Raw genomic sequence first — 24,979 nt, 5'->3', positions numbered from 1 at the left:
AGCCCGTGGGCAGAACACAGCAGCCAACAGGATCGGGCACTAAAACATCACCGTCATCGAAAGTGTGGATAGATACGTGAGCAGCGAACAGGGTTCAGCCACTCTGGAAGGCACCGAGCTCGACCTGGACGACGCCATCATGGGCCCCACCGGGCGGCCCCTCCGCGAATTCCCGGAGCCGGCGCCGCTGTCATCCCACGGCCCCGCGCGCGTGATTGCCATGGTCAACCAGAAGGGCGGGGTGGGTAAAACCACGTCCACCATCAACCTGGCAGCCGCCCTGGCCGAATACGGCCGCCGCGTGCTGCTGGTCGACTTCGACCCGCAGGGCGCCCTCTCCGCAGGCCTGGGCACCAACCCGCACGAACTGGACCTCACCGTCTACAACGTGCTGATGGACCGCAAGGTGGACATCCGGGACGCCATCCAGAAGACCGGCGTCGAGAACGTGGACCTGCTGCCGGCGAACATCGACCTCTCGGCCGCCGAAGTCCAGCTGGTCAACGAAGTTGCCCGCGAACAGGTCCTCGACCGGGCCCTGAAGAAAGTCGAAGACGACTACGACGTCGTCCTCATCGACTGCCAGCCCTCGCTGGGCCTGCTCACCGTCAACGCCCTGACCGCCGCCCACGGCGTGGTCATCCCGCTGATCTGCGAATTCTTCGCCCTGCGCGCCGTGGCGCTGCTGGTCGAGACCATCGACAAGGTCCAGGACCGGCTGAACCCGCGCCTCCAGGTGGACGGTGTCCTCGCCACCATGTACGACGCCCGCACCCTGCACGGCCGCGAAGTCATCGCCCGGCTCGTCGAGGCGTTCGGGGACAAAGTCTTCGAAACCGTCATCAAACGCTCGATCAAGTTCGCTGACGCCACCGTCGCGGCCGAACCGATCACCAGCTACGCCGGCAACCACGCCGGCGCCGACGCCTACCGCCGCCTGGCCAAAGAGCTGATCTCGCGCGGCGGCGCGCCCTAAGCAGGGCCGTGGCGGCGACAGTGACCCCGACGGCGGAGCTGGCTCCGCCCGGGAAAAAGACCGGATTCGAGGTCCGGCTGGCCAATTTCACCGGGCCTTTCGACCTCCTGCTGGGACTCATCTCCAAGCACCAGCTGGACATCACCGAGGTGGCGCTGTCAACGGTCACCGATGAGTTCATCAAATACACCAAGGGCCTGCAGCAGCTCGGGGAGGACTGGGCGCTGGATGAAGCCAGCGAATTCCTGGTCATCGCCGCCACCCTCCTGGACCTCAAGGCCGCCCGGCTGCTCCCCGCCGGTGAAGTCGAGGACGACGAGGACATCGCCCTGCTCGAAGCCCGCGACCTCCTCTTCGCCCGCCTGCTTCAGTACCGGGCCTTCAAACAGGTCGCCGGCCTCATGGGCACCACCCTGGAGCTGGAGGGGCGCCGCTATCCGCGGCAGGTAGCCCTGGAGGAACACTTCGCCGCCATGCTGCCTGACCTGGTCTGGAAACACACCCCGCAGCAGTTCGCCGCCCTGGCCGAGGCCGCCCTCACGCCCAAGGAGGCCGCCCCCACCGAGGTAGGCCTGGCGCACCTGCACGGAACGCCGGTGAGCGTCAAGGAACAGGCCGAAATCATCGGCCTCAGGCTGCGGCTGGGGTCGGCCCTGACGTTCCGGGCACTTATTGCAGACGCCGAATCCACCCTCGTGGTGGTGGCCAGGTTCCTCGCCCTGCTTGAGATGTTCCGTGACAAGGCCGTGGCCTTCGACCAGCTGCTCCCCCTGGGTGAACTGTCCGTGCACTGGACTGCCGACGATCCGGACTGGACCAGCGAGAAGCTGAGCGAAGAATACGAGGAGCAACCGTGACCGCAACACCTGGCAGCGCCGCCGCCGACACCACCGGAGCAGAGGGTCCAGACCTCACGGAACTGCCCGGCGGCGCCCGCGCCGCGCTCGAGGCGGTGCTGATGGTGATCGACCAGCCGGCCACCGCCCCGGAACTGGCCGCGGGCCTGAACTTGACCGTCGACGTCGTCGACTCCCTGCTGCAGGAATTGCAGCGGGAGTATAACGGCTATACTGGTAATGCCCCGGATGCGGAACCTACCGCCCCCCGGGGTTTTGAATTGCGGAACATCGCCGGAGGCTGGCGGATCTACTCCCGCGCCGAGTTCGCCGACATCGTCGGAGGATTCGTGCTGGAGGGCCAAACAGCCAGGCTGACGCAGGCGGCACTCGAAACGCTCGCCGTCATCGCCTACCGCCAGCCCGTCTCCAGGGCCAGGGTGTCCGCAATTAGAGGGGTCAACGTTGACTCCGTGGTGCGGACGCTGACACAGCGCGGCCTGATTGAGGATTCGGGAAACGATCCTGAGTCCGGGGCCATCCTGTACCGCACGACGTCGTATTTCCTCGAACGCATGGGAATCGGCTCGGTGGCTGAGTTGCCGCAGCTTTCACCCCATCTTCCTGGGCTCGAAGGCATAGCAGAGTTTTACGATGCAGGAAGAATGTAGGCAGGTCCACTGCCTGCGCACTGAAAATCCACCAGGGCAGAACTATTTGCCCGGCCGGTGGGGGACTGCCGTGAGGCAGCCGCCGCGGGCCACCAAACGAAGGACGGGTCATGACACAGGCGGGACGCCAGAGTTCACCACGTAACGGTTCCGGACGCACCGGCGCCGGACAGCAATCAGCTCGCACCCAGGGTGCGGGCGGCGCCGGCCGCGGCCAGCGCGACTTCCCCAAGGGCGGCGGGGACCGGCCGTTCAAGCGGCCCAAGCCGCGCGAAGAGGCTTTCGTCGATCCGGACCTGAACCCCGGCGGCGCTGCCCCGGACGCCGGCCGGAGCGGTGCCAAGCCCGCAGCCCGCAAGGCCCCTGCCCGCAAGGCAGCAGACCGCAAGCCCGGCGCGGGGAAAGCCCCCGGGACTCCGGGCGCGCTCAAGCCCAAGCCGCGCATCGGCGCCGGCGCGGCCAAAGCTCCCGGTTCCAGCGCCTTCGGCGGCGAACGCTACGGCCAGAACCTCGGTCCCGTCCGTAAGCCCACCCGCAAGCGTGGCCCGCGCGGTCCCGTGCCGCAGTCCGAGCTGCACGACGCCGACGGCGTCCGGCTCCAGAAAGTCATGGCCTCCGCCGGCGTCGCCTCGCGGCGTGTCTGCGAGGAGATGATCGCTGAAGGCCGTGTCGAGGTCGACGGCCAGGTCGTCACCGAGCTCGGCATGCGCGTGGACCCCAAGACCTCCGTGATCCACGTGGACGGCCTGCGCATCCAGCTGGACGAAAACATGGTCTACATGGTCTTCAACAAGCCCAAGGGTGTTGTCTCCACCATGGAGGACCCGGACGGCCGCCCGTGCATCAGCGACTTCGTGCGCAACCACCACGGCGAACGGCTCTTCCACGTCGGCCGGCTGGACGTCGCCACCGAAGGGCTGCTGCTGCTGACCAACGACGGCGAACTCGCCAACCGGCTCACGCACCCCTCCTACGAAGTGCCCAAGACCTACCTCGTGCAGGTCCGCGGGCCGTTCCCGCAGGGCGTCGGCGCCCAGCTCAAGGCCGGCGTCGAACTTGAGGACGGCATCGCCTCGGTGGACTCCTTCAAGCTCGTCGACTCCACCCCGGGCCACGTGCTGATCGAGGTCGTGCTGCACTCGGGCAAGAACCGGATCGTGCGGCGCCTCTTTGACGCCGTCGGTTTCCCTGTGCTGCGCCTGGTCCGCGTCAAGGTCGGTCCCATCGGCCTCGGCGACCAGCGCCAGGGCAGCATCCGCAACCTCGGCAAGCAGGAAGTCGGCCACCTGCTGGCGTCCGTGGGGCTCTAAGGCATGTCCGCATTTCGCACCCACGGCCGCGGCCACCTGAACGGGCCGGTCGTCGTCGTGGGCACGGGACTGCTGGGCACCAGCATCGGACTGGGACTGCGGGGCCGCGGCGTCGCCGTGTTCCTCTCCGACCCGTCGCCCACCAACCAGGCCGTCGCCGTGGACATCGGCGCCGGCCTGCCGTTGGCGCGCCTTGACGGCGAATCCCCGGAACTCGTGGTGGTCGCAGCGCCGCCGGACGTCACCGCCGACGTCGTCGCCCGTGCCCTCACGGACTACCCCGACGCCATTGTGGTGGACATTGCCAGCGTCAAAGCCGGCATCCAGTCGGAACTGCGCGAACGCGGCGCCGACCTCGGCCGGTACGTGGGATCCCACCCGATGGCGGGACGGGAGAAGTCCGGCCCGGTCGCGGCCCGCGGTGAACTGTTCACCTCGATGCCGTGGGTGCTGTGCCCCACTGACGAAACCCGGCCCGACGCCCTCCAGGCCGCCCGCGCCCTGGCGAGTGACCTGGGCGCCGTCGTCGCCGAATTTGGCGCCGACGAACACGACGAAGCCGTGGCCCTGGTCTCGCACCTGCCGCAGGTGATGTCCTCCCTGGTCGCCAGCAGGCTGCAGGGAACGCCTCTGCATGCGTTGTCGCTGGCCGGCAACGGACTGCGTGACGTCACCAGGATCGCGGCGAGCGATCCCACGCTGTGGGTGCAGATCCTCGGCGCCAACGCCGGCAAGGTCGTGGAGATCCTGCACGGTGTCCGCGAGGACCTGAACCGGCTGATCGGCACCCTCGAGGACCCCTCAGCGCCCGGTGCGCGGCTGGACCTCGCCCAGCTCATCAGCGAAGGCAACGCCGGCCAGGCCCGGATCCCGGGCAAGCACGGCGGACCGCCGCAGGCCTACTCCTGGCTGACCGTCCTGGTGGACGACACGCCCGGCCAGATCGCCCGGCTCCTGACCGAGATCGGCGAAATCGGCGTCAACCTCGAGGACCTCAGGCTGGATCACTCCTCAGGACAGAATGTCGGCATGGTGGAACTCTCCGTGCTGCCGAACAAACACGAACTGCTCATTGAAGCCCTCAACGACCGTGGATGGCGGGTACTCCAGTAATGACCCAGGAACTCATTGAAACGGTGGACGTCGTCCGCCCCGGCAAGAGCCTGGTGGTGGCCATTGACGGCCCCTCCGGCTCCGGCAAGTCCAGCGTCAGCAAGGAGGTGGCCCGCCGGCTCCGGCTCGCGTACCTCGACACCGGAGCCATGTACCGGGCGCTGACCTGGTTCTGCCTGGACAGCGGCATGGACCTCGCGGACAGTGAAGCCATCGAAGCTGCGGCTGAAGGCTTCCAGCTCGAGATCAGCACCAGCCCGCAGGAAGAGTACGTCCGCGTCGCCGGCGTCGACATCACCGAGGCCATCCGCGAACCGGCCATCTCCTCGGCGGTCAGTGCCATCGCCACCACCCTCGGCGCCCGGACCGAACTGATCCGCCGGCAGCGCGAGCTGATCGAAAAGCACCACCGCCGCATGGTGGTGGAGGGCCGGGACATCACCACCGTCGTCGCGCCCAACGCAGAGGTCCGGATGCTGCTCACCGCCAGCGAGGAGGCCCGGCTGCGCCGCCGCGGCATCCAGCTCGGCGGAAGCCAGAACGCCGAGCAGCTCGCCGCGCAGGTCACCGCCCGCGACGCCAAGGACTCCACCGTGGTGAACTTCACCCAGGCCGCCGACGGCGTGGTGACCCTGGACTCCTCGGACCTCGACTTCGCCCAGACCGTGGACGCGGCCCTCGGGATTGTGCACCGGGTCATCAACCACACGGTCCTGGCCCGTGACTGAGGCCTCCGGCGCGGGACGGCTGCCGGGGCGGTGGTTCCTGCACGGAACCATGGCCTGGAGCCGGCCGATCGGCTGGATCCTGGACCACGTGGTGTACCGGACCGCCATCAAGGGCCGCGCCAACGTCCCGGCGGCCGGGCCGGTGATCTTCGCAGGCAACCACATCAGCTTCCTTGACGGGCCCGTGATGTTCGGGGCAGCGCCGCGACCAATGCACATCTTCGTCAAGAGGGAGATGTTCAAGGGCTTCCTCGGCCGGGTCCTTACGGTCTCCGGCCAGCTGGCCGTGGACCGGTCCGGTGACCGGGCGGCCCTGCAGCGGGCCAAGGCAGTGCTCGACGCCGGACGGTGCGTTGGGATACTTCCCGAAGGCACCCGGGGGAGCGGCGAGGCAGCCAGCATCAACAACGGGGTGGCGTGGCTCGCCCTGAACTCCGGAGCCACCGTCATCCCGGTCGCGATCCTGGGAACCCGGATCAGCGGCGAGCACCTCAACACCGTTCCCCGTCCCGGCCGCCGGCTGCACGTCAGCTTCGGCCCGGCCCTCACCGTCAGCCGCAGGCCCGGAGAGACCGGGCGTGCTTCAATGGACAGGGTGGGAACCGAGATTCGGGCCGCCCTGGCGCGGCACGTCCAGGACACGGTCCGGTGCAGCGGGCAGCGCCTGCCCGACGCGGATTCCCCGCAAGAACTTCAGACAGCAGTAGCCGGGACGCCGGCAGATCACCACCTAAGGAAAGTGCAATGAGCGATACGACTCAAACCCCCGGCCATTTTGGCGCCGGCGAAGACGAATACACGCCCACCGGCACGGACCAGGTGGCTGAGAACCTCGCCGCACTGGACGACGAGGAAGCCGAGCTCCGCGCGGCCTCCCTCCGGGCCGGCCTGGACGACTACGACCTCGACGAGGACGACGCGGCCCTCCTCAGCGGCCGCTACGAGGACGAGGACTTTGACGGTCCGGTCAGGCTCGACCCGGTCCTGGCCATCATCGGCCGCCCGAACGTTGGCAAGTCCACCCTGGTCAACCGCATTCTCGGCCGGCGCGAAGCCGTCGTCGAGGACACTCCCGGCGTCACCCGCGACCGGGTGATGTATTCGGCACACTGGAACGGCCGGAACTTCACCGTTGTGGACACCGGCGGCTGGGAGCACGACGCCCGCGGCATCCACGCCCGCGTCGCCGAGCAGGCCGAGATGGCCGTGGAACTCGCCGATGCCGTGCTGTTCGTGGTGGACTCCGCCGTTGGCGCGACCGCCACGGACGAGGGCGTTATGAAGATGCTGCGCAAGTCCAAGAAGCCGGTCATCATGGTGGCCAACAAGGTGGACGACTTCGTCCAGGAGGCCGACTCGGCCGCCCTGTGGGGCCTTGGCTTCGGCGAGCCGTACCCGGTGTCCGCCCTGCACGGCCGCGGCGTTGCCGACCTGCTGGACCACGTGATGGACACCCTGCCTGAGTTCTCCACGATTGAGGGCCTGGAGCGCACCGGCGGCCCCCGCCGGATCGCCCTGATCGGCCGCCCGAACGTCGGAAAGTCCTCACTGCTGAACAAGCTCGCTGGTTCCGAACGCGTCGTCGTCGACAACACGGCCGGGACCACCCGCGACCCGGTCGATGAGTTCATCGAACTCGGCGGACGCACCTGGCGTTTTGTGGACACGGCAGGCATCCGCCGCCGCCAGCACATGGCCCAGGGCGCGGACTTCTACGCCTCCCTGCGCACGCAGAGCGCACTTGAAAAGGCCGAGGTGGCCGTTGTGCTCCTCGCCGTGGACGAGGTCCTCAGCGAACAGGACGTCCGCATCCTGCAGCTGGCGATCGAATCCGGCCGCGCGCTGGTCCTCGCGTTCAACAAGTGGGACCTGCTCGACGACGAACGCCGCACCTACCTGGAACGCGAAATCGAACAGGACCTGGCCCACGTGGCCTGGGCTCCCCGCGTCAACATCTCCGCCAAGACCGGCTGGCACAAGGACCGCCTGGTTCCTGCCCTGGATACCGCCCTGGAGAGCTGGGACAAGCGCATCCCCACCGGCCGCCTGAACGCGTTCCTCGGCGAACTGGTCGCGGCACACCCGCACCCGGTCCGCGGCGGCAAGCAGCCCCGCATCCTCTTCGGCACCCAGGCCTCGAGCCGCCCGCCGAAGTTCGTGCTGTTCACCACCGGCTTCCTCGATCCCGGGTACCGCCGCTTCATCACCCGCCGGCTCCGGGAAACGTTCGGCTTCGAGGGCACGCCCATCGAGGTCAACATGCGGGTCCGGGAAAAGCGCGGCAAGAAGCGTTAGTTCCGGCACCCGCCGAGGGAAAAGTTCCCGTGACATGGTCAAAGTGTCACGGGCACCCTCCGGAATCGTGTAAGCTTTTGGAGGTGGTTCGGCCGGACTGCTCGGATGAATTCTTTTGGTCAAACAAGGGAAATCATGGTGAGCGGAGAACGGCGGAACCAGCGGGCTGTAGCGCAGCTTGGTAGCGCACTTGACTGGGGGTCAAGGGGTCGCAGGTTCAAATCCTGTCAGCCCGACCAACAAGAAAGTACCCCGGCATTCCGGCAACGGAGTGGCGGGGTTTTCTGTTTCGCGCAACGGACCCCGACGCCGAACCGCCGCCCGCGCGGGCAGTTCCTACTTCAGGAACCTCGACGTCCGGCGGTCCGCCAGGATCTTCCCCTTGGTCTGGCAGGTGGGGCAATATTGCAGCGCTGTGTCCGCAAACGACACTTCCCGGACGGTGTCCCCGCAGACCGGGCAGTCCTGCCCGGCCCGCCCGTGCACCCGCATGTGGCTCCGCTTCGCATCCTTCAGCTCACCCGGCGGTTTCCCCTTTGCCTCCGCCAGTGCCGCGCCGAGGACATCGTGGATGGCGTCATAAAGGCGCCGCACCACCTCGGGTTCCAGGGAGCCCGCGATCGCAAATGGCGAGATTTTGGCCGCGTGCAGGATCTCATCGCTATACGCGTTCCCGATGCCCGCCATGATGCCCTGGCTGCGCAGTACACCCTTGATCTGCTGCGAACTGGACGACAGGATCCCGGCAAGGGTGTCGACGTCGAACCCGGGACTGAAAGGACCGGGGCCGAGCGCCGCGATACCGGGCACGTCGGCGGGCTCCCGGACCACATACATGGCCAGGCTCTTTTTGGTCCCGGCCTCCGTAAGGTCCAGGTCGACCGGGCCCGTCCCTGTCGAGAACGAGAGCCGCGCCGCGAGGTGTCCGCCGCCCATCTTCAGCGCCGCGCCGGTGGGGGAGTCAGTGAAGCGGACCCAGCCCGCCCGGGCCAGGTGGAAGACCAGATGCAGCCCGTCCGCTTCCACGTCCAGGAACTTGCCGTGCCGGCGAACCCCGGTCACTGTCGTGCCTTCGAGGGCGGAGACCGGCGGATCCGCGGTCTTCAGCACGGCGAAGGAGACAATCTGGACTTTCGCCACCACAGCACCGCGCAGCCGGGTGTCGAGGAAGGCCGCCAGGGCCGCTACTTCCGGGAGCTCAGGCATGGGCAGTTCCGACCCGAACGCGTGCACGTGCTGCCATGGCCCCATCATGCCAGAGTCCTGCCGGGCCCCGGGCGGATATGCCTATACTTTCAGCGGCGGCCCGTTCGATCGGCCGCCGTCGACCCAGGTGATTGACCCGACGAAAGGCCCGTCATGAGCAACATTCCCGAAGAGCTGTCCTACACCGCGGAACACGAGTGGATTTCCGCCCCCAATGCCGACGGCGTGGTGCGGGTGGGGATCACCGACTTCGCCCAGGACGCGCTGGGTGACGTTGTCTACGCCCAGATGCCGGAAGTCGGCACCGAGGTCAAGGCCAACGACGTCGTCGGCGAAGTCGAGTCCACCAAGAGCGTCAGCGACATCTACGCCCCGGTCAGCGGCGAGGTGGTGGCCCGCAACGAGTCACTGGACACTGATTCGGCCCTGATTAACTCGGATCCGTACGGCGAGGGCTGGCTGATCGAAATCAAGCTCGCAGAGGCCGACGCCGTCGAGTCGTTGCTCAGTGCATCGGAGTACGAACAGCAGGTAGGCTAAAGGGAAGGTCTCCGGGCCGTGTTACTGGACACATCAGTTGTAGGCCACAGGAGTTGGTGGCCGCAGCGGTTGCTGGGCGCAGTACCGGCCGGGGGCTGACTACCGGATCCGCCAGGCGTTTCCGGACGGCATGCGTTGTTTGCAGGGGGGACACCTGCAACGAATGAGGAGGACTCAATGGTTGGGCACGGACAGAACGACACCGGTGGATACGGCACGGGTGGAGTGAATGCCTCGGAGACCACATCGATCCATCTCACCCCCGTCCGCGACGAGCCGACCCTCACCCCGAAGGTTTCGGTCGAGGAACGCACCGCGATTGAATCCCTGCCGGCGGGCTCCGCCCTGCTGGTGGCCCACAGCGGCCCGAACGCCGGCGCCCGGTTCCTGCTGGACTCCGACACCACGACGGCGGGCCGCCACCCGGACGCCGACATTTTCCTCGACGACGTCACGGTCTCGCGCCGGCACGTCGAATTCCGCCGCACGGCGCGCAGTTTCGAGGTCGTCGACACCGGGAGCCTCAACGGCACCTACGTCAATCACGACCGTGTCGACAGCGTGGAGCTGAAGTCCGGTAACGAGGTGCAGATCGGCAAGTTCCGGCTCACCTTCTACCTCAGCCCTGCCCGTACCGCAGGCAACGTCTGATATCGGGGTAGCTGCCTGTGGCGATGGCACAAGCCGAGCGGCGCGGACCCCAGGTCCTGAACATCGGGGAAGTCCTGGCTCAGCTAAGCGACGACTTCCCCTCCATGACCGCGTCGAAAATCAGGTTCCTGGAGGAAAAGGGACTCATTAACCCGCAGCGGACCCCCGCCGGGTACCGGCAGTATTCGGAGAGCGACGTCGAACGCCTGCGCTTTGTGCTGGCCCTGCAGCGGGACCAGTACCTGCCGCTGAAGGTCATCAAGGACTACCTCGACGCAATTGACCGCGGGGAACGGCCCGAGAACCTCCCGCCCGGGGTGACGGTGTCGCCGCGGATCGTCTCGGACCAGCTTGCCGCCGAATTGAACCACCGGGTCCGCCTGCTCACCGCCGAACAGCTGCGTGCCGAGTCCGGGGCGAGTGTGCCCCTGCTGGAATCCCTGCTTAGCTTCGGCCTGATCGGGCACGTCAACGGAAAGTTCGACGAGCACGCCCTGCAAGTTGCCCGCGCCTGCGTCCAGCTGGAGGGCCATGGCCTGGAACCGCGCCACCTCAGGCCCTTCCAGGCCGCCGCCGACCGCGAATTCGGCCTGGTGGAGCGCGCCGTGGCCACCCTGACATCGCGGAAGGACGCAGCCTCGCACGCCCGCGCTGCCGAGGCCGCCCGGGAAATCAGCGAACTCTGCCTGTCGCTGCACCGCGCCCTGGTCCAGGACCGCATCTCAAGGATGGACAGCTGATGATTGAGGTGGAGATCGTTGGCGTCCGGATCGAACTGCCCTCCAACCAGCCGCTGGTACTGCTCAAGGAGATGCACGGCGAACGGCACGTTCCGATCTGGATCGGCACCCCGGAGGCCAGCGCGATTGCCCTCGCCCAGCAGGGTGTGGTCCCGCCCCGGCCCATGACCCACGACCTCCTCGTCGATGTGGTCGAGGCCCTGGGCCACACGATCGTCAGCGTCAACATCGTCGCGGTCGAGGACAACATCTTCTACGGCCAGCTCCAGTTCGAGGACGGCACCACCGTCAGCTCCAGGGCCTCGGACGCGCTGGCCTTGGCCCTGCGGGCCAAGTGCCGGATCTGGTGTGCGGACGCCGTGATGGACGAAGCGGGCGTGCGGATCACTGAGCACGACGACGGCGAGGAAGCCCAGCCGGGTCCCGCCGTCGACGAAGAAGGGGAGCTGCGCCGCTTCCGTGAGTTCCTGGACGACGTCGAACCGGAAGATTTTGCCGGCTGACACGCCCCAAAGCTTAAAGTCGAGGTCGAAACTTTCGACACGCCCCGGCAATAGCCCCAACGTCTTTGACCTTCGGCCCCGGCAGGCCTAACGTCGGAGGTACAAGTTCCCATTGCATACAACAGCCGTGCAAGTCACACTGGAAAGTGCAGCCGGAACCGAAACTTCACGGATCATTCACGTGCGGTCTTGGTCCGTTGCCTGTCCCGGATACCGCGGCGTTGCTGCAAGTTCCCGCGGGAACTCATGACAAGGAGGATCCACGTGAGTCCGAAAGGCGAAGCAGGCGAGCTCAAGCAGGCCTCGACGGCAGGCGTTGCTGTGCCCGCAAGCGGTGCCCAAGGCCTGCTCTTCACCGAGGATCTTCCCGTCCTGGACGAGGACGCGGGCTACCGTGGCCCGACCGCGTGCAAGGCGGCCGGCATCACCTACCGCCAGCTCGACTACTGGGCCCGTACCGGGCTGGTCGAACCTGCCGTGCGCGGCGCCGCCGGCTCCGGCTCCCAGCGTCTGTACGGTTTCCGCGACATCCTGGTCCTGAAAGTCGTCAAGCGGCTCCTGGATACCGGCGTTTCGCTGCAGCAGATCCGCACGGCGGTTGAGCACCTCCGTGAACGCGGGGTCGAGGACCTCGCCCAGATCACCCTTATGAGCGACGGTGCCAGCGTCTACGAGTGCACGTCGGCGGACGAGGTCATTGACCTGGTACAGGGCGGCCAGGGTGTCTTTGGCATCGCCGTCGGCCGTGTCTGGCGCGAAGTCGAAGGAAGCCTAGCAGCCCTCCCGAGCGAGCACGCTGCGGACCAGTCCTTCCCGGACGACGAGCTCAGCAAGCGCCGGGCCGCCCGTAAGATCGGCTAGCACAGCCCAAAATTCCACCTAAAAACGCGGGGCCACACTGTGGCCCCGCGTTTTTTGTTTGCCTGTTTTTTTGTTTGCCGGTTGTATTGGCCTAATCGCCGGGGCCGGCCGGGGCTAGCGCTGGCTGCGGTTGCGGACCGTACCAGCCGCCGCCAGTTCACCGGCGGTGTTGGTGCCCATCACATTGGCGAGCAGGCTGTCGAACAGCGCGGCGGCGTTCTTGGCGGAGTCACCGGGCCAGTGGTGGACCGAGTGGGCGGCGCCCTGGATCTGCTGCCAGTTCGCCTGTTCGGGAATGTGCGGGGTGAGCAGCAGTTCGCCGAACATGGACTGCATCTCGGCCAGCCGGAAGGTGTGCTCTGCTGAGCCGGACCGCACCCGGTTGGCCACAATGCCGGCCGGTGCCAGCGCGGGCGCGAACTCCTGCCGGAAGAGCTGGATGGCGCGCATGGTGCGTTCGGTGCCGGCCACGGAGAACAGCCCCGGTTCGGCCACGAGGGCCACCTTGTCGCTGGCAGACCAGGCCATCCTGGTCAGGCCGTTCAGCGACGGCGGGCAGTCGATGAGGGCCAGGTCGTAGTGCCCCACGCTGGCAAGGACCGTGGAGAGGCGCCGCAGATCGCGCCGGCCAAGGTCCGGCCGGTCGTAGATGCCGGTGTATGCGGAGCCGATGGCCACATCGAGAACCGGCGCGGCGCCGTCGGCCGTTGCGCCGGCCAGGTGCTCCACCCATCCGCTGGGGACCACGTTCTCGGCAAGGTGGGCCTTGCGCGGCGCTTTGATCATCCGGCCGATGTCCAGCTGCCCGTCGGGGCGGACGCCGAGGGCCGTGCTGGCATCCGCATGCGGGTCCAGGTCGACCACGAGGGTGGGGATGCCGGCTGCGAGTGCTGCCGACGCCAGTCCGGTTGTCACGGATGTCTTGCCGACCCCGCCTTTGAGGCTGCTGATGCTGACTACTTGCACTTGAAAAACCAATACCTAACGCCGGTTGCCGAGACTGGGTCATGCCGGCCCGTGCGTTCCTCCGGACCGGGGCGTGCGTACGCCACCCACCAACTCATCATATGTGGACCGGGCGCCTTAACCCGTCTCATCCTCTCCGGCGGGGGCCCGAACAGGCCCCGGGAGCCCGGATCGGCGCCGATCTGCCGTCTGCCGCGGAAATGACGCATAATGCTGTGACGGGCACCACAATGATTTGTGTTTGCGCACACCAGTCCTAGAAACTGTGACCACTTACCGAACCGCCCGCAATGATGCAGGAGAAGTATGTTTTCCAAGATTCTGGTGGCTAACCGCGGCGAAATCGCGATCCGTGCTTTCCGGGCCAGCTACGAGCTGGGTGCCAAGACCGTTGCAGTGTTCCCGACCGAGGACCGTAATTCGATCCACCGCCAGAAAGCCGACGAGGCATATCTGATCGGCGAAGAGGGCCATCCCGTCCGGGCCTACCTCGACGTCGACGAGGTGGTCCGCGTGGCGAAAGAGGCCGGGGCTGACGCCATCTACCCGGGCTACGGGTTCCTCTCCGAAAACCCGAACCTCGCCCGCGCCGCGGCCGCCGCCGGCATTACCTTCGTCGGGCCGCCGGCTGAGGTCCTGGAGCTGGCCGGCAACAAGGTGGCCGCCCTGGAGGCCGCCCGCAAGGCCGGCGTCCCGGTCCTGAAGTCCAGCCAGCCGTCCAAGGACCTCGACGAACTCATCGCGGCCGCGGACGAGATCGGCTTCCCGATCTTCGCCAAAGCCGTCGCAGGCGGCGGCGGCCGCGGCATGCGCCGGGTGGACACCCGGGAGGCCCTGCCCGAGGCCCTGCAGGCCGCCATGCGCGAGGCGGATGCGGCGTTCGGCGACCCCACGATGTTCCTTGAGCAGGCTGTCCTGCGGCCGCGGCACATCGAGGTCCAGATCCTCGCTGACGCCGAGGGCAACGTCATGCACCTCTTCGAACGCGACTGCTCCATCCAGCGCCGCCACCAGAAGGTCATCGAAATCGCGCCGGCGCCGAACCTTGACGAGGGTATCCGGCAGGCCCTCTACCGGGACGCGGTGAAGTTCGCCAAGGCCCTGAACTACGTCAACGCCGGCACTGTCGAGTTCCTGGTGGACACTGTGGGTGAACGGGCCGGCCAGCACGTGTTCATCGAGATGAACCCGCGCATCCAGGTTGAGCACACGGTCACCGAGGAAGTCACCGACGTCGACCTCGTCCAGGCCCAGCTGCGCATCGCCTCGGGGGAGACCCTGGCTGACCTGGGCCTGTCCCAGGACACCGTCAAGCTCAACGGCGCCGCACTGCAGTCCCGCATCACCACAGAGGACCCGGCCAATGGCTTCCGGCCCGACGTCGGCAAGATCACCGGCTACCGCTCGGCGGGCGGCGCCGGCGTCCGGCTCGACGGCGGAACCGTGTACTCGGGCGCCGAGATCAGCCCGCATTTCGACTCGATGCTGGTCAAACTCACGTGCCGCGGACGCGACTACGCCACTGCCGTCGCCCGCGCCCGGCGCGCCCTGGCCGAGTTCCGTATCCGCGGTGTGTCCACCAACATCTCCTTCCTCCAGGCCGTCCTGGACGACCCGGACTTCGTGGCCGGCAACGTCGCCACCTCGTTCATCGACGAGCGCCCGGAACTGCTCAAGGCCCGCGTCTCCGCCGACCGCGGGACCAAGCTGCTGACCTGGCTCGCCGAGGTCACCGTCAACAAGCCCAACGGCGAGCTCACGGTGCACACCGACCCCGCGGACAAGCTGCCGGCGCTCGAGGATGCCGACGCCCCCGCAGGGTCGCGGCAGCGGCTGCTCGAACTCGGGCCGGAGGGCTTCGCGAAGGCCCTCCGCGGCCAGGAGGGCGTCGCTGTCACCGACACCACCTTCCGTGACGCGCACCAGTCCCTGCTGGCCACGCGCGTCCGTACCCGCGACCTGGTGGCCGCGGCCCCCGCTGTCTCCAAGATGCTTCCCGAACTGCTCTCCGTCGAGGCCTGGGGCGGTGCGACTTACGACGTCGCGCTGCGCTTCCTCGGCGAGGACCCCTGGGACCGCCTGGCCGCCCTCCGCAAGGCCCTGCCCAACATCTGCCTGCAGATGCTGCTCCGCGGCCGGAACACCGTCGGCTACACGCCGTACCCGGAGGAGGTGACGGTGGCCTTCGTGAATGAGGCCGCCGCGACCGGCATCGACATCTTCCGGATCTTCGACGCCCTGAACGACGTCAACCAGATGGCCCCCGCCATCCGCGCCGTCCGCGACACCGGCACGGCCGTGGCCGAGGTCGCCCTGTGCTACACCGCGGACATGCTGGACCCGGAGGAAAAGCTCTACACCCTCGACTACTACCTGGACCTGGCCCAGAAGATCGTCGACGCCGGCGCGCACATCCTCGCCATCAAGGACATGGCGGGACTGCTGCGTCCGGCAGCCGCCGCCCGGCTGGTGAGCGCCCTGCGGGAGAAGTTCGACCTCCCGGTGCACCTGCACACCCACGACACCGCCGGCGGCCAGCTGGCCACCTTGCTGGCGGCCGTGGATGCCGGAGTGGACGCCGTCGACGTCGCATCCGCGTCCCTGGCCGGCACCACCAGCCAGCCGTCCGCCTCAGCACTGGTCGCGGCGCTGGCCCACACCCCGCGCGACACCGGGCTGAGCCTGGCGAACGTGTGTGCCCTGGAGCCCTACTGGGAGGCCGTACGGCGGGTCTATGCCCCGTTCGAATCCGGACTGCCGGGCCCCACAGGCCGGGTCTACCGGCACGAAATCCCCGGCGGCCAGCTCTCCAACCTGCGGCAGCAGGCCATCGCGCTGGGACTGGGCGAACGGTTCGAGGCCATCGAGGACATGTACACCTCCGCGGACCGTATCCTGGGCCGGCTGGTCAAGGTCACCCCGTCATCGAAGGTGGTGGGCGACCTCGCCCTGCACCTGGTGGGCCTCAACGCCGACCCGGCCGATTTCAACGAGAACCCGCAGAAGTACGACATCCCGGACTCCGTGATCGGCTTCCTGTCCGGCGAACTCGGCGATCCTCCCGGCGGCTGGCCGGAGCCGTTCCGGACCAAGGCGCTGCAGGGCCGCAGCGTCAAGGTCCGCGACGTTGAGCTCAGCGCCGAAGACAGCGCCGCGCTCAAGGGCGACTCCAAAACGGTGCAGCAGACCCTCAACCGGCTGCTCTTCGCCGGTCCCACCAAGGACTACCAGAAGAGCGTGGAGGCGTACGGCAACCTCTCCGTCCTCGACACCCGCGACTACCTCTTCGGCCTGCAGCGCGGCGCCGAGCACGAGATCGAGCTGGAGAAGGGCGTCCGYCTGATCGCCTCGCTCGAGGCCGTGTCCGAACCCGACGAGAAGGGCATGCGCACGGTCATGTGCACCCTGAACGGCCAGTCCCGGCCCGTGGTGGTCCGTGACCGGTCCGTCGTGAGCAACGTCAAGGCCGCCGAGCGCGCCGACGCCTCCCAGCCGGGCCAGGTGGCCGCACCGTTCGCCGGCGCCGTCACCCTGACCGTCAAGGCCGGGGACAAGGTCAACGCCGGCGATACCGTCGCGACCATCGAAGCCATGAAGATGGAAGCTTCCATCACGACGCCGGTCGCCGGCACTGTCTCGAGGCTCGCCGTGGGCGCCGTGGAACAGGTCCAGGGCGGGGACCTGCTGCTGGTCGTGGAGTAACGCCCGGCCGGGCCTAGAAGGGCCAGGCGCAGAGCGCACAGACGAAAGGGCTCCTCCGGCTTTTGCCGGGGGAGCCCTTCTTTGCTGTGCTGTGCTGTGCGTTGCCGTGCTGTGCTGTACTGCCCTGCGACGCTCGGCCTAGGCGTGCGTGGGACGCTTCGCGGAGTACATTTCCTCGATGACGCTCTCGAAGTCCTTCATCACCTGGGCGCGCTTGACCTTCATGGAGGGCGTCAGGTGCCCGGAAGCCTCGGTGAAGTCGGAGGGCACAATCCGGAAGGACTTGATGGCCTCCGCCTGCGACACGGACTGGTTCGCGTGGTTGATGAGCTCCTGGACGGCGGCCTTGACGGCGGGGTGGGCGGTGGCCTCGGCCAGGGTGGTCGACGCCGGGAGGCCGTGGCGCTGCAGCCAGCCCGGGAGGGCCTCCTCGTCGAGAGTTACGAGGGCGCCGATGAACGGGCGGTTATCTCCCACCACGAGCACCTGCGAGACCAGCGCGTCGGCGCGGATCTGGTCCTCGAGCAGGGCCGGGACCACGTTCTTGCCGCCGGCAGTGACGATGATTTCCTTCTTGCGCCCGGTGATGGTCAGGAAGCCCTGTTCGTCGAGCTGGCCGATGTCGCCGGTGCGGAACCAGCCGTCCACAAATGCTTCGGCGGACAGGTCCTGGCGGTTGAAGTAGCCGCGCATCACGCAGACGCCCTTGGCCAGGATTTCCCCGTCCTCGGCAATCCTGACGGCGTTCCCCGGGATCGGCGCGCCGACGGTACCGATCTTGATCAGCGACGGCGTGTTGACGGTGACGGGGGCGGTGGTTTCGGTCAGGCCGTAGCCCTCGAGGATCTGCAGCCCGATGCCCTGGAAGAAGTGGCCGAGGCGCTCCCCGAGCGGTCCGCCGCCGGATACGGCGTGGGCCACGTGGCCGCCCATCGCATCGCGGAGTTTGCCGTAAACGAGCTTGTCGAAGAGGGAGTGCTTGAGCCCCAGCACCAGGCCCACCTTGCCGGCCTGCCGGGCCTTGGACCAGGCGATGGCGGTCTCAGCTGCCCGGTGGAAGATTGCGCCCTTGCCGCCGTCCTCGGCTTTGGTCATGGCGGAGTTGTAGACCTTCTCGAAGACCCGGGGGACCGCAAGGATAAAGGTCGGTTTGTAGCTCTGCAGGTCCGGCAGCAGGTTCTTGATGTCCGGGGTGTGCGCGACCGTCACGCCGGCGGCCACCGCCAGCACCGAGATGAAGCGCGCGAAAACATGGGCCAGTGGCAGGAACATAATGGTCCTGGCCTGCTCATTGACCGTCTGGCCGAGCGAGGTGGCCAGCACGTTGTCGGAGAGTTCCACGAAGTTGCCGTGCGTCAGTTCGCAGCCCTTGGGCCGGCCGGTGGTCCCGGAGGTGTAGATAATCGTCGCGAGATCCTGCAGGGACGCCTGGCTGCGCCGGGCTTCGAGTTCCGCGTCGGTAATGGCCGAGCCGGCGGCGCGGACCTCGTCGAGGGCGTCCCCCTCAAGCTGCCAGACGTGCCGCAGCCCGGTCAGGCCCTCGGACGTGGCGGCCTGCCGGATGATGTCCTCGTGGTGGGCCGATTCGCCAAACGCGGCGACGGCACCGGAGTCACCCAGGTTCCAGGCCACCTGAGACGGGGAGGATGTTTCGTAGATCGGAACCGAGACGGCGCCGGCAAACCAGATGGCAAAGTCCACCAGGGACCACTCGTAGCGGGTGCGGGACATAATGCCCACCCGGTCGCCGGCACCCACGCCGCTGGCCATCAGGCCCTTGGCGAGCAGGGAGACATCGGCCAGGAAGTCGGTGGCCCGGATGTCCTGCCACTGGCCCGCGGCGTCGAGCCGGGAGAACAGGGCGGGGTTGGACGCCTTGGCAGCCTGGCGCAGGACCAGGTCCGTCACGTTTGTTTCCGGGGGGACGGTGACCAGGGGCGGGACACTGATTTCTCGCACGATAGCTCCTTTGATATCCATTGACCCGCTAGGGGGTACGACTAACAGTAGTATGCGGGCCCCGAGGGGTGTGTCCCACTTCACCTACTGGCGAGTAACTTTACGGTCAAGGCCTCCGGACCGCCACTCGGCGGCGTCCCCGGACCCCGGCCGTGACCGGGTGGACGGGCCCTAGAATAGGGAACGATGCATACTCCAACACCGGCCCAGCAGCCCCGACCGCAGCGCAGGACCGCCGCCTGGCGGCACAGGAACCAGCGCTTCGCCGGCACGCCGGAGGCAGGACCGTTCCGCGGGCATCTCCGGCTCGGCCGCAAGGGCCTCGCCATCGGCATCGACATCGGCGGAACCAAGGTGGCGGCCGGGGTGGTGGACGCCGAGGGACGCATCCTGAGCCAGGCCAACCGGTCCACGCCGGGCAGCGACCCGCGCGCCGTCGAACAGGTCATCGTTGATCTTGTGGCGGAGCTGGGCCAGGGGCACCGGATCGGATCGGTTGGCATCGGAGCGGCCGGCTGGATGGATCTCGACGGCGCCACCGTGCTCTTCAGCCCCCACCTGGCGTGGCGCAACGAACCCCTCCGGGAGAACCTGCAGCGGCTGCTGCGCCGTCCCGTGCTGCTGACCAACGACGCCGATGCCGCAGGCTGGGCCGAGTGGCGGTTTGGGGCCGGACGCGGCGAGAGCCGGCTGGTGTGCATCACCCTTGGCACCGGGATCGGTGGCGCCATGGTGATGGACGGCCGGCTGGAACGGGGACGCTTTGGGGTGGCCGGGGAATTCGGCCACCAGATCATCATGCCCGGCGGGCACCGGTGCGAATGCGGCAACCGGGGCTGCTGGGAACAATACGCCTCCGGCAACGCCCTGGGCCGGGAGGCCCGGGAACTGGCCGCGGCGAACTCTCCGGTGGCGCAGGAACTGCTGAAAGCCGTGGACGGCAACCCGGCACTCATCACCGGGGTCATTGTCACCGAACTGGCCAAGGCCGGGGATCCCACGGCACGGGAGCTGCTCGATGATGTGGGGGAATGGCTGGGCCTTGGCCTGGCGAACCTGGCGGCCTCCCTGGACCCGGGCACCTTCGTCGTCGGCGGCGGACTCTGCGACGCGGGCGAGCTGCTGGTGGCCCCGGCCCGGCGCGCGTTCGCGCGGAACCTGACCGGCCGCGGCTTCCGCCCCGCGGCAAGGATAGAACTGGCGGCCCTGGGCCCCAACGCCGGACTGATCGGCGCCGCGGACCTCTCCAGGGTCAGCAGCCGGATGCGCAACTAGGCGCCCTGCCGCGGACCCCACGGCATGCGGCTGTGTGCAGGACCGGCTAGACCCGCGCCCCGTCGTCGTGATCGTCCTTTTCCTGCGGCAGCTTCATGATCAGGAATACCACCGACGCCGCGAAGGTCACCACCATGCCCACCACGGCCAGCAGCGGCGCGGACCGCCAGAACATGGCGGACAGCAACAGGGCGATCGGGCCGCCCACCGCGCCGAGCCATGCGAGCACCGTCAGCGGGTCGGCTCCGGCCAGGCTCGGCGGTTCTTCCGGAACGAACGCGCCGTCGTCGTCATCCGGCTCATAGTCGCGCGGGCCGGAGAGGGACCCGCGGTCCGCCCCCGCTTCGCCGGCGCCAGCGGGGGAATCCGGCCGGCCGGACTCCGGTGCTGCCGGCGGGACGGCCAGGCCCAGCGGATCGAAGTCCCGGAAGGTCCGGGCCGCAGGAGCTCCGGGACCTTGCGGGTCCAGCGTCCCATGCGTTCCGGCACCGGAATCCGTTGCCTCCAGACGGGCCACCAGGTCGAGCCAGACGGCGTCGTCCTGGTTGGCGCTGGAGTCCTGGGAATCCGGATCGGGTCTAGTCATCTGCCGTTTCTTTCTGGCTGGCGCTGGGGGCGCCGGGGGTGTGTCCCTCCACAACGGACCGGATGAACTCGGCCGTGCCGCGGAAGATCTGGGGCGCGTCGTTGTCCATGGTAGCCACGTGGTAGCTGTTCTCCAGCGGGATGATCTCCAGCGGGGCGTTGCCCAGTCCGCGGCGCAGCGCGGCGATGCTCGCGTCGGAGACCACGTGGTCCACGGTGGAACGGTAGACCCGGACCGGGGCGGTGATGCGGGGGAGCAGCCGCACGGTGTCCTTGAACATCTTGTTCAACTCGTGCGCGGCCGCCACCGGGGTCCGCGGGTAGGCCCCCTCATCAACGCCCGCCATCAGGATGTCATTGGCGATGGCCGGGGTGCTCTTAAGGACAAACTTGAGGATTCCGGCCAGCGGAGCCCGGGGATCGTCAATGACCAACCCGGGGTTCACCAGCACGGCACCGGCAACCGGGCGCGTGGCGGCCAGCCGCAGCGCCAGGGCGCCGCCCATCGAGAGGCCAGCGACCACCACGTGGTCGCACTCCGCGGCCAGTTCCTGGTAAGCGGCGTCAATCCCGGCATGCCAGTCCTGCCAGCGGGTCCGGGCCAGTTCCTGCCAGCTGGTGCCGTGCCCGGGCAGCAACGGCATCCGGACCGCGTACCCCGCTGCGGCCAGCGACTCCGCCCACGCCCGGACGCCGTGCGGGCTGCCCGTGAAGCCGTGGGAGACCACCACGCCGGTCCGGGGGCCGGAGCCCGTGAACGGGCTGCTGAACGGCGAGTGGTCGGGGGCTGTGCTCATGGCTGCTCCGTCAGTTGGGGCTGGGTGGGTGCGGTGGGGGCGCCCGGCGCGGCGGCGTGCGCCTGGAAGAAGCTGGCAGACTGTTCAAAGATCGTGGGGGCATCGACGTCGAGGGTGGCAACGTGGCCGCTGGCCGGCAGCGGCACCACGGTCAGATCCCGGGAGCCGAGGCGCTGCCGGAGCAGCGCAAGAGAGGACGGCGGCACCACGGCATCGACGTCGGACTTGAACACCAGGGTAGGGGCGTCGACAGCGGGCAGCTCGCGCAGCGTTGCGGTGAAGAGCTTGCGTAACTGGTGGACGGCCGCCAGCGGCGTCAGGGAGTAGTCGCCATCCTGGGTGCTCGCCGCCGTCGACTCCGTTTCCTGGAGCGGGACGATGGTGCGCTGAAGGTACTTGAGCAGCCCGATGTAACGTACCCGGCGGTCGTAGAAGCTCAGTCCCGGATTGACGACGGCGGCCCCGGCGACCCGGTGCCGTGCCGCGGTGCGCAGGGCGATGGTCCCGCCCATGGACAGCCCGGCCACGAAACAGAAGCGGGTGCCGGCGGCCAGGTCAAGGTACGCGGCCTCGAAAGCGCCGTACCAGTCCTGCCAGCCGTGCCGGGCGAGGTCGCGCCAGTCGGTGCCATGTCCGGGGAGCAACGGGACAGAGACCGCGAAGCCCTGTGCGGCGAGGTGCTCGGCCCAGGGCAGCACACTCAGGGGGCTGCCCGTGAAGCCGTGGCAGATCGCCACGCCGGTGGACGCGTTGGCGCCGTGGCCGGGGTAGGTGAAAGCGGCAGGCGTCATCGGAGTGCTGCTTTCGCTCATGTGCCCATCGTGTCACTGTTCGCGACAAAACTCACTAGAGTAGGGTGTCATTGAAGTCCCGGCCGGTCCCGCAGAAGGGCCGGCCAGACGCCTGCCGGAGAGGTCCACCACGTGTTTTATTGGTTCATGAAGACGTTCGTCCTTGGGCCGGTCCTGAAGCTGTTGTTCCGGCCGTGGGTGAAGGGCCTGGACAACGTTCCGGGCCAGGGCGCCGCGATCCTGGCCTCCAACCACCTCTCCTTTTCCGACTCCATTTTTATGCCGTTGATGGTGCCCCGGCCCGTGGTGTTCCTGGCCAAGTCCGAGTACTTCACGGGCAAGGGCGTTAAAGGCAAACTGACGGCTGCGTTCTTTCGCCTGACCAACCAGCTGCCTATGGACCGGTCCGGCGGTGCGGCCTCCGCACGGTCCCTGGACGCCGGCATGGACGTGCTGAAGAACGGCTCGCTCCTGGGCATCTACCCCGAGGGAACGCGCAGCCCGGACGCCCGCCTGTACCGCGGAAAAGTCGGGGTGGCCCGGCTCGCGCTGCAGGCCCGGGTTCCGGTGATTCCGGTCGCGATGATCGGCACCGACAAGGTCCAGCCCATCGGCAAACGCGTGCCGAACATCCGGCGGATCGGGATGATCTTTGGCGAGCCCCTCGACTTCAGCCGCTACTACGGCATGGAGGACGACCGGCTGATCCAGCGGTCGGTCACGGACGAAATCATGTACGAACTCATGCGGCTCTCCGGCCAGGAATACGTGGACGAGTACGCCGCCGTCGTCAAACTGCGGCTGGCCGGAAAGACCGGCGGGGCGCCGGAAGCCGGTCCCGCGCAGGAACCTGAGGTGCCCGAATCGCCCGAGGGCCCCGGGGCGCCCGGGACTGTGTAACTGGACTGCGTAACTGGACTGCGTAACTGGACTGCGTAACTGGGCTGTGTGACGGATACCCGGCAGTCAATGACGGCGGGCAGGCCGTTCGGGGCCGGGACAACTATCCTTAGAGGGTGACTGAGCTATCTGCACCCTCGACGTCCCTGCACAACTCCCAGCCGGCTGCCAGTGCCCTTACGGGCTCGCCCTTCACCAGCACGGCTTTCACCAGCACGGCCCAGAGCGGCGCCGCCAACTATCCGGGGCTGGACAATTGGCGGGAGCTGCCCGCCTCGCAGCAGCCCACTTGGTCCGATCCTGACGTCTTTGGCGCCTCGGTCAAGGAACTCTCCGTGCTGCCGCCGCTGGTCTTCGCCGGCGAGGTGGACATTCTTCGTGAACGGCTCGCCGCGGCCGCGCAGGGCAAGGCGTTCCTGCTGCAGGGCGGTGATTGCGCGGAGACCTTCGAGGCCGCCACGGCAGACAAGATCAGTGCCCGGGTCAAGACCATCCTGCAGATGGCGGTGGTCCTGACCTACGGTGCCGCGATGCCCGTGATCAAGATGGGCCGCATGGCTGGCCAGTTCGCCAAGCCGCGGTCCTCGAACGATGAAACGCGCGACGGCGTCACACTGCCGGCGTACCGCGGCGACATCGTCAACGGCTATGACTTCACCCCGGAGTCCCGCGCCCACGACGCCAGCCGGATGCTCAAGGCGTACCACACGTCCGCGTCCACCCTGAACCTGATCCGGGCGTTCACCCAGGGCGGTTTCGCGGACCTGCGCCTGGTGCACCAGTGGAACAAGGGGTTCACCGAGAACCCGGCGCACGCCCGCTACGAGTCGCTGGCCCGCGACATTGATCGGGCCATCAAATTCATGTCCTCCTGCGGCGCGGATTTTGAGGCGCTCAAGCGGGTGGAGTTCTACGCCAGCCACGAGGCCCTGCTGCTGGACTATGAGCGTGCCCTGACCCGGATCGACTCGCGGACCGGCCTGCCGTACGACACGTCGGCGCACTTCCTCTGGATCGGGGAGCGGACCCGCGAACTGGACCACGCCCACGTCGACTTCCTCTCCCGCGTCCGCAACCCGATCGGCGTCAAACTGGGCCCGTCGACCACCGGTGATGATGCGCTCCGCCTTATCGACAAGCTTGACCCGAACCGGGAACCGGGCCGATTGACGTTCATTACCCGTATGGGCGCCGGCAATATCCGCGAGAAGCTGCCCGCCATCGTCGAGCGCGTCACCGATTCGGGCGCCCAGGTCCTCTGGGTCACGGACCCGATGCACGGCAACACGGTGACCTCGCCCAACGGTTACAAGACCCGAAACTTCGACGACGTCATCGATGAGGTCCGGGGGTTCTTCGAAGTCCACCACGGCCTGGGCACCGTGCCCGGTGGCCTGCACGTGGAAATGACCGGCGACGACGTGGCCGAGTGCCTCGGCGGTGCCGACCCGATCGACCAGGACGCGTTCCTGGACCGCTACGAGTCGGTCTGCGACCCGCGCCTGAACCACATGCAGTCCCTGGAGATGGCGTTCCTGGTGGCCGGCGCCCTGTCTAAGCGCTGATCCCGTCCA

The 24,979-nt window shown here is 67.9% G+C and carries 23 protein-coding genes and 1 tRNA gene; 18 read left to right on the top strand and 6 right to left on the bottom strand.

The features are described from left to right. Window positions 1-76 precede the first annotated feature (76 nt). The 9 genes from AC1DBE_RS14545 to AC1DBE_RS14505 all read left to right on the top strand — a co-directional run bounded on the left by AC1DBE_RS14545 (window position 77) and on the right by AC1DBE_RS14505 (window position 8,168). Window positions 77-976, top strand: coding sequence for a ParA family protein (locus AC1DBE_RS14545; RefSeq protein ID WP_476903877.1), 900 nt, complete (start codon window positions 77-79; stop codon window positions 974-976). Window positions 977-984: 8 nt separating this feature from the next. Further along, complete coding sequence (locus AC1DBE_RS14540; RefSeq protein WP_476970969.1) at window positions 985-1,833, top strand: segregation and condensation protein A; 849 nt, start codon at window positions 985-987, stop codon at window positions 1,831-1,833. Continuing rightward, entirely contained in the window at window positions 1,830-2,483 is a 654-nt protein-coding gene (gene scpB / locus AC1DBE_RS14535) for an SMC-Scp complex subunit ScpB (RefSeq protein WP_476879885.1), read from the top strand. The genes AC1DBE_RS14540 and scpB overlap by 4 nt, the downstream gene beginning before the upstream one ends. A 110-nt stretch (window positions 2,484-2,593) precedes the next feature. Next, the gene (locus AC1DBE_RS14530; protein WP_476970968.1) at window positions 2,594-3,793 is read left to right on the top strand and encodes a pseudouridine synthase; all 1,200 of its coding nucleotides are present in this window, start codon (window positions 2,594-2,596) and stop codon (window positions 3,791-3,793) included. 3 nt (window positions 3,794-3,796) lie between these two features. Further along, window positions 3,797-4,906 carry a prephenate dehydrogenase gene (locus AC1DBE_RS14525; RefSeq protein WP_476970967.1) on the top strand — a complete coding sequence of 370 codons (1,110 nt, stop codon included), beginning with the start codon at window positions 3,797-3,799 and terminating at the stop codon, window positions 4,904-4,906. Next, entirely contained in the window at window positions 4,906-5,634 is a 729-nt protein-coding gene (cmk, locus tag AC1DBE_RS14520) for a (d)CMP kinase (RefSeq protein WP_476879882.1), read from the top strand. The genes AC1DBE_RS14525 and cmk overlap by 1 nt, the downstream gene beginning before the upstream one ends. Before the next feature lie 49 nt (window positions 5,635-5,683). After that, on the top strand, window positions 5,684-6,382 hold the full coding sequence (locus AC1DBE_RS14515; RefSeq protein WP_476879887.1) for a lysophospholipid acyltransferase family protein: 699 nt from the start codon (window positions 5,684-5,686) through the stop codon (window positions 6,380-6,382). Beyond that, window positions 6,379-7,929, top strand: coding sequence for a ribosome biogenesis GTPase Der (gene der / locus AC1DBE_RS14510; protein ID WP_476903876.1), 1,551 nt, complete (start codon window positions 6,379-6,381; stop codon window positions 7,927-7,929). Before AC1DBE_RS14515 ends, der begins: the two co-directional genes overlap by 4 nt. Window positions 7,930-8,091: 162 nt before the next feature. Beyond that, window positions 8,092-8,168: transfer RNA gene (locus AC1DBE_RS14505), tRNA-Pro, on the top strand. Between the two features lie 97 nt (window positions 8,169-8,265). Here the strand turns inward: AC1DBE_RS14505 and AC1DBE_RS14500 are convergent. Beyond that, window positions 8,266-9,135, bottom strand: a complete 870-nt coding sequence (locus AC1DBE_RS14500; protein WP_476970966.1) for an Fpg/Nei family DNA glycosylase — start codon at window positions 9,133-9,135, stop codon at window positions 8,266-8,268. A gap of 153 nt (window positions 9,136-9,288) precedes the next feature. Here AC1DBE_RS14500 and gcvH point away from each other — a divergent pair, with 153 nt between their 5' ends. From gcvH to AC1DBE_RS14475, 5 genes are all read left to right on the top strand, one after another. Beyond that, window positions 9,289-9,675 carry a glycine cleavage system protein GcvH gene (gene gcvH / locus AC1DBE_RS14495; RefSeq protein ID WP_476879787.1) on the top strand — a complete coding sequence of 129 codons (387 nt, stop codon included), beginning with the start codon at window positions 9,289-9,291 and terminating at the stop codon, window positions 9,673-9,675. 177 nt (window positions 9,676-9,852) lie between these two features. After that, window positions 9,853-10,326: an FHA domain-containing protein gene (locus tag AC1DBE_RS14490; RefSeq protein ID WP_476879788.1), complete on the top strand. Its 474-nt coding sequence runs from the start codon at window positions 9,853-9,855 to the stop codon at window positions 10,324-10,326. A 23-nt stretch (window positions 10,327-10,349) separates the two neighbouring features. Then, window positions 10,350-11,066: a transcriptional regulator FtsR gene (gene ftsR, locus AC1DBE_RS14485; RefSeq protein ID WP_476879789.1), complete on the top strand. Its 717-nt coding sequence runs from the start codon at window positions 10,350-10,352 to the stop codon at window positions 11,064-11,066. Continuing rightward, window positions 11,066-11,569 carry a bifunctional nuclease family protein gene (locus AC1DBE_RS14480; protein ID WP_476879790.1) on the top strand — a complete coding sequence of 168 codons (504 nt, stop codon included), beginning with the start codon at window positions 11,066-11,068 and terminating at the stop codon, window positions 11,567-11,569. Before ftsR ends, AC1DBE_RS14480 begins: the two co-directional genes overlap by 1 nt. Before the next feature lie 264 nt (window positions 11,570-11,833). After that, window positions 11,834-12,430, top strand: a complete 597-nt coding sequence (locus AC1DBE_RS14475) for a MerR family transcriptional regulator (RefSeq protein ID WP_028275903.1) — start codon at window positions 11,834-11,836, stop codon at window positions 12,428-12,430. Window positions 12,431-12,544: 114 nt separating this feature from the next. Here AC1DBE_RS14475 and AC1DBE_RS14470 read toward each other — a convergent pair whose 3' ends face one another. Continuing rightward, window positions 12,545-13,396, bottom strand: coding sequence for a ParA family protein (locus AC1DBE_RS14470; RefSeq protein ID WP_476970965.1), 852 nt, complete (start codon window positions 13,394-13,396; stop codon window positions 12,545-12,547). 306 nt (window positions 13,397-13,702) lie between these two features. Between AC1DBE_RS14470 and AC1DBE_RS14465 the strand changes: the two genes are divergently transcribed. After that, window positions 13,703-17,098: a pyruvate carboxylase gene (locus AC1DBE_RS14465; protein ID WP_476970964.1), complete on the top strand. Its 3,396-nt coding sequence runs from the start codon at window positions 13,703-13,705 to the stop codon at window positions 17,096-17,098. 138 nt (window positions 17,099-17,236) lie between these two features. Here AC1DBE_RS14465 and AC1DBE_RS14460 read toward each other — a convergent pair whose 3' ends face one another. Continuing rightward, the gene (locus tag AC1DBE_RS14460) at window positions 17,237-19,057 is read right to left on the bottom strand and encodes an AMP-dependent synthetase/ligase (protein WP_476970963.1); all 1,821 of its coding nucleotides are present in this window, start codon (window positions 19,055-19,057) and stop codon (window positions 17,237-17,239) included. Window positions 19,058-19,243: 186 nt separating this feature from the next. Here AC1DBE_RS14460 and AC1DBE_RS14455 point away from each other — a divergent pair, with 186 nt between their 5' ends. After that, a complete protein-coding gene (locus tag AC1DBE_RS14455) occupies window positions 19,244-20,332 on the top strand; it encodes an ROK family glucokinase (protein ID WP_476970962.1) in 1,089 nt (362 codons plus the stop codon). Between the two features lie 46 nt (window positions 20,333-20,378). Here the strand turns inward: AC1DBE_RS14455 and AC1DBE_RS14450 are convergent, their stop codons facing one another. The 3 genes from AC1DBE_RS14450 to AC1DBE_RS14440 are packed head-to-tail and all read right to left on the bottom strand — an operon-like array spanning window position 20,379 to window position 22,526. Continuing rightward, on the bottom strand, window positions 20,379-20,918 hold the full coding sequence (locus AC1DBE_RS14450; RefSeq protein WP_476970961.1) for a hypothetical protein: 540 nt from the start codon (window positions 20,916-20,918) through the stop codon (window positions 20,379-20,381). Further along, window positions 20,911-21,714 carry an alpha/beta hydrolase gene (locus AC1DBE_RS14445; protein ID WP_476970960.1) on the bottom strand — a complete coding sequence of 268 codons (804 nt, stop codon included), beginning with the start codon at window positions 21,712-21,714 and terminating at the stop codon, window positions 20,911-20,913. Before AC1DBE_RS14445 ends, AC1DBE_RS14450 begins: the two co-directional genes overlap by 8 nt. Next, window positions 21,711-22,526, bottom strand: a complete 816-nt coding sequence (locus AC1DBE_RS14440) for an alpha/beta hydrolase (RefSeq protein WP_476970959.1) — start codon at window positions 22,524-22,526, stop codon at window positions 21,711-21,713. The genes AC1DBE_RS14445 and AC1DBE_RS14440 overlap by 4 nt, the downstream gene beginning before the upstream one ends. 111 nt (window positions 22,527-22,637) lie before the next feature. On the opposite strand from AC1DBE_RS14440, the gene AC1DBE_RS14435 reads away from it, so the two are divergent. Both AC1DBE_RS14435 and AC1DBE_RS14430 read left to right on the top strand, forming a co-directional pair. Further along, on the top strand, window positions 22,638-23,405 hold the full coding sequence (locus AC1DBE_RS14435) for a lysophospholipid acyltransferase family protein (RefSeq protein ID WP_476970958.1): 768 nt from the start codon (window positions 22,638-22,640) through the stop codon (window positions 23,403-23,405). 146 nt (window positions 23,406-23,551) lie between these two features. Then, window positions 23,552-24,970, top strand: coding sequence for a class II 3-deoxy-7-phosphoheptulonate synthase (locus AC1DBE_RS14430; RefSeq protein WP_476970990.1), 1,419 nt, complete (start codon window positions 23,552-23,554; stop codon window positions 24,968-24,970). Window positions 24,971-24,979: the final 9 nt, after the last annotated feature.

This window comes from Arthrobacter sp. 10T416, from assembly GCF_056394165.1.
Note: the sequence above shows the minus strand (reverse complement) of the source record. Positions and strands in the feature narration are given on the sequence as shown.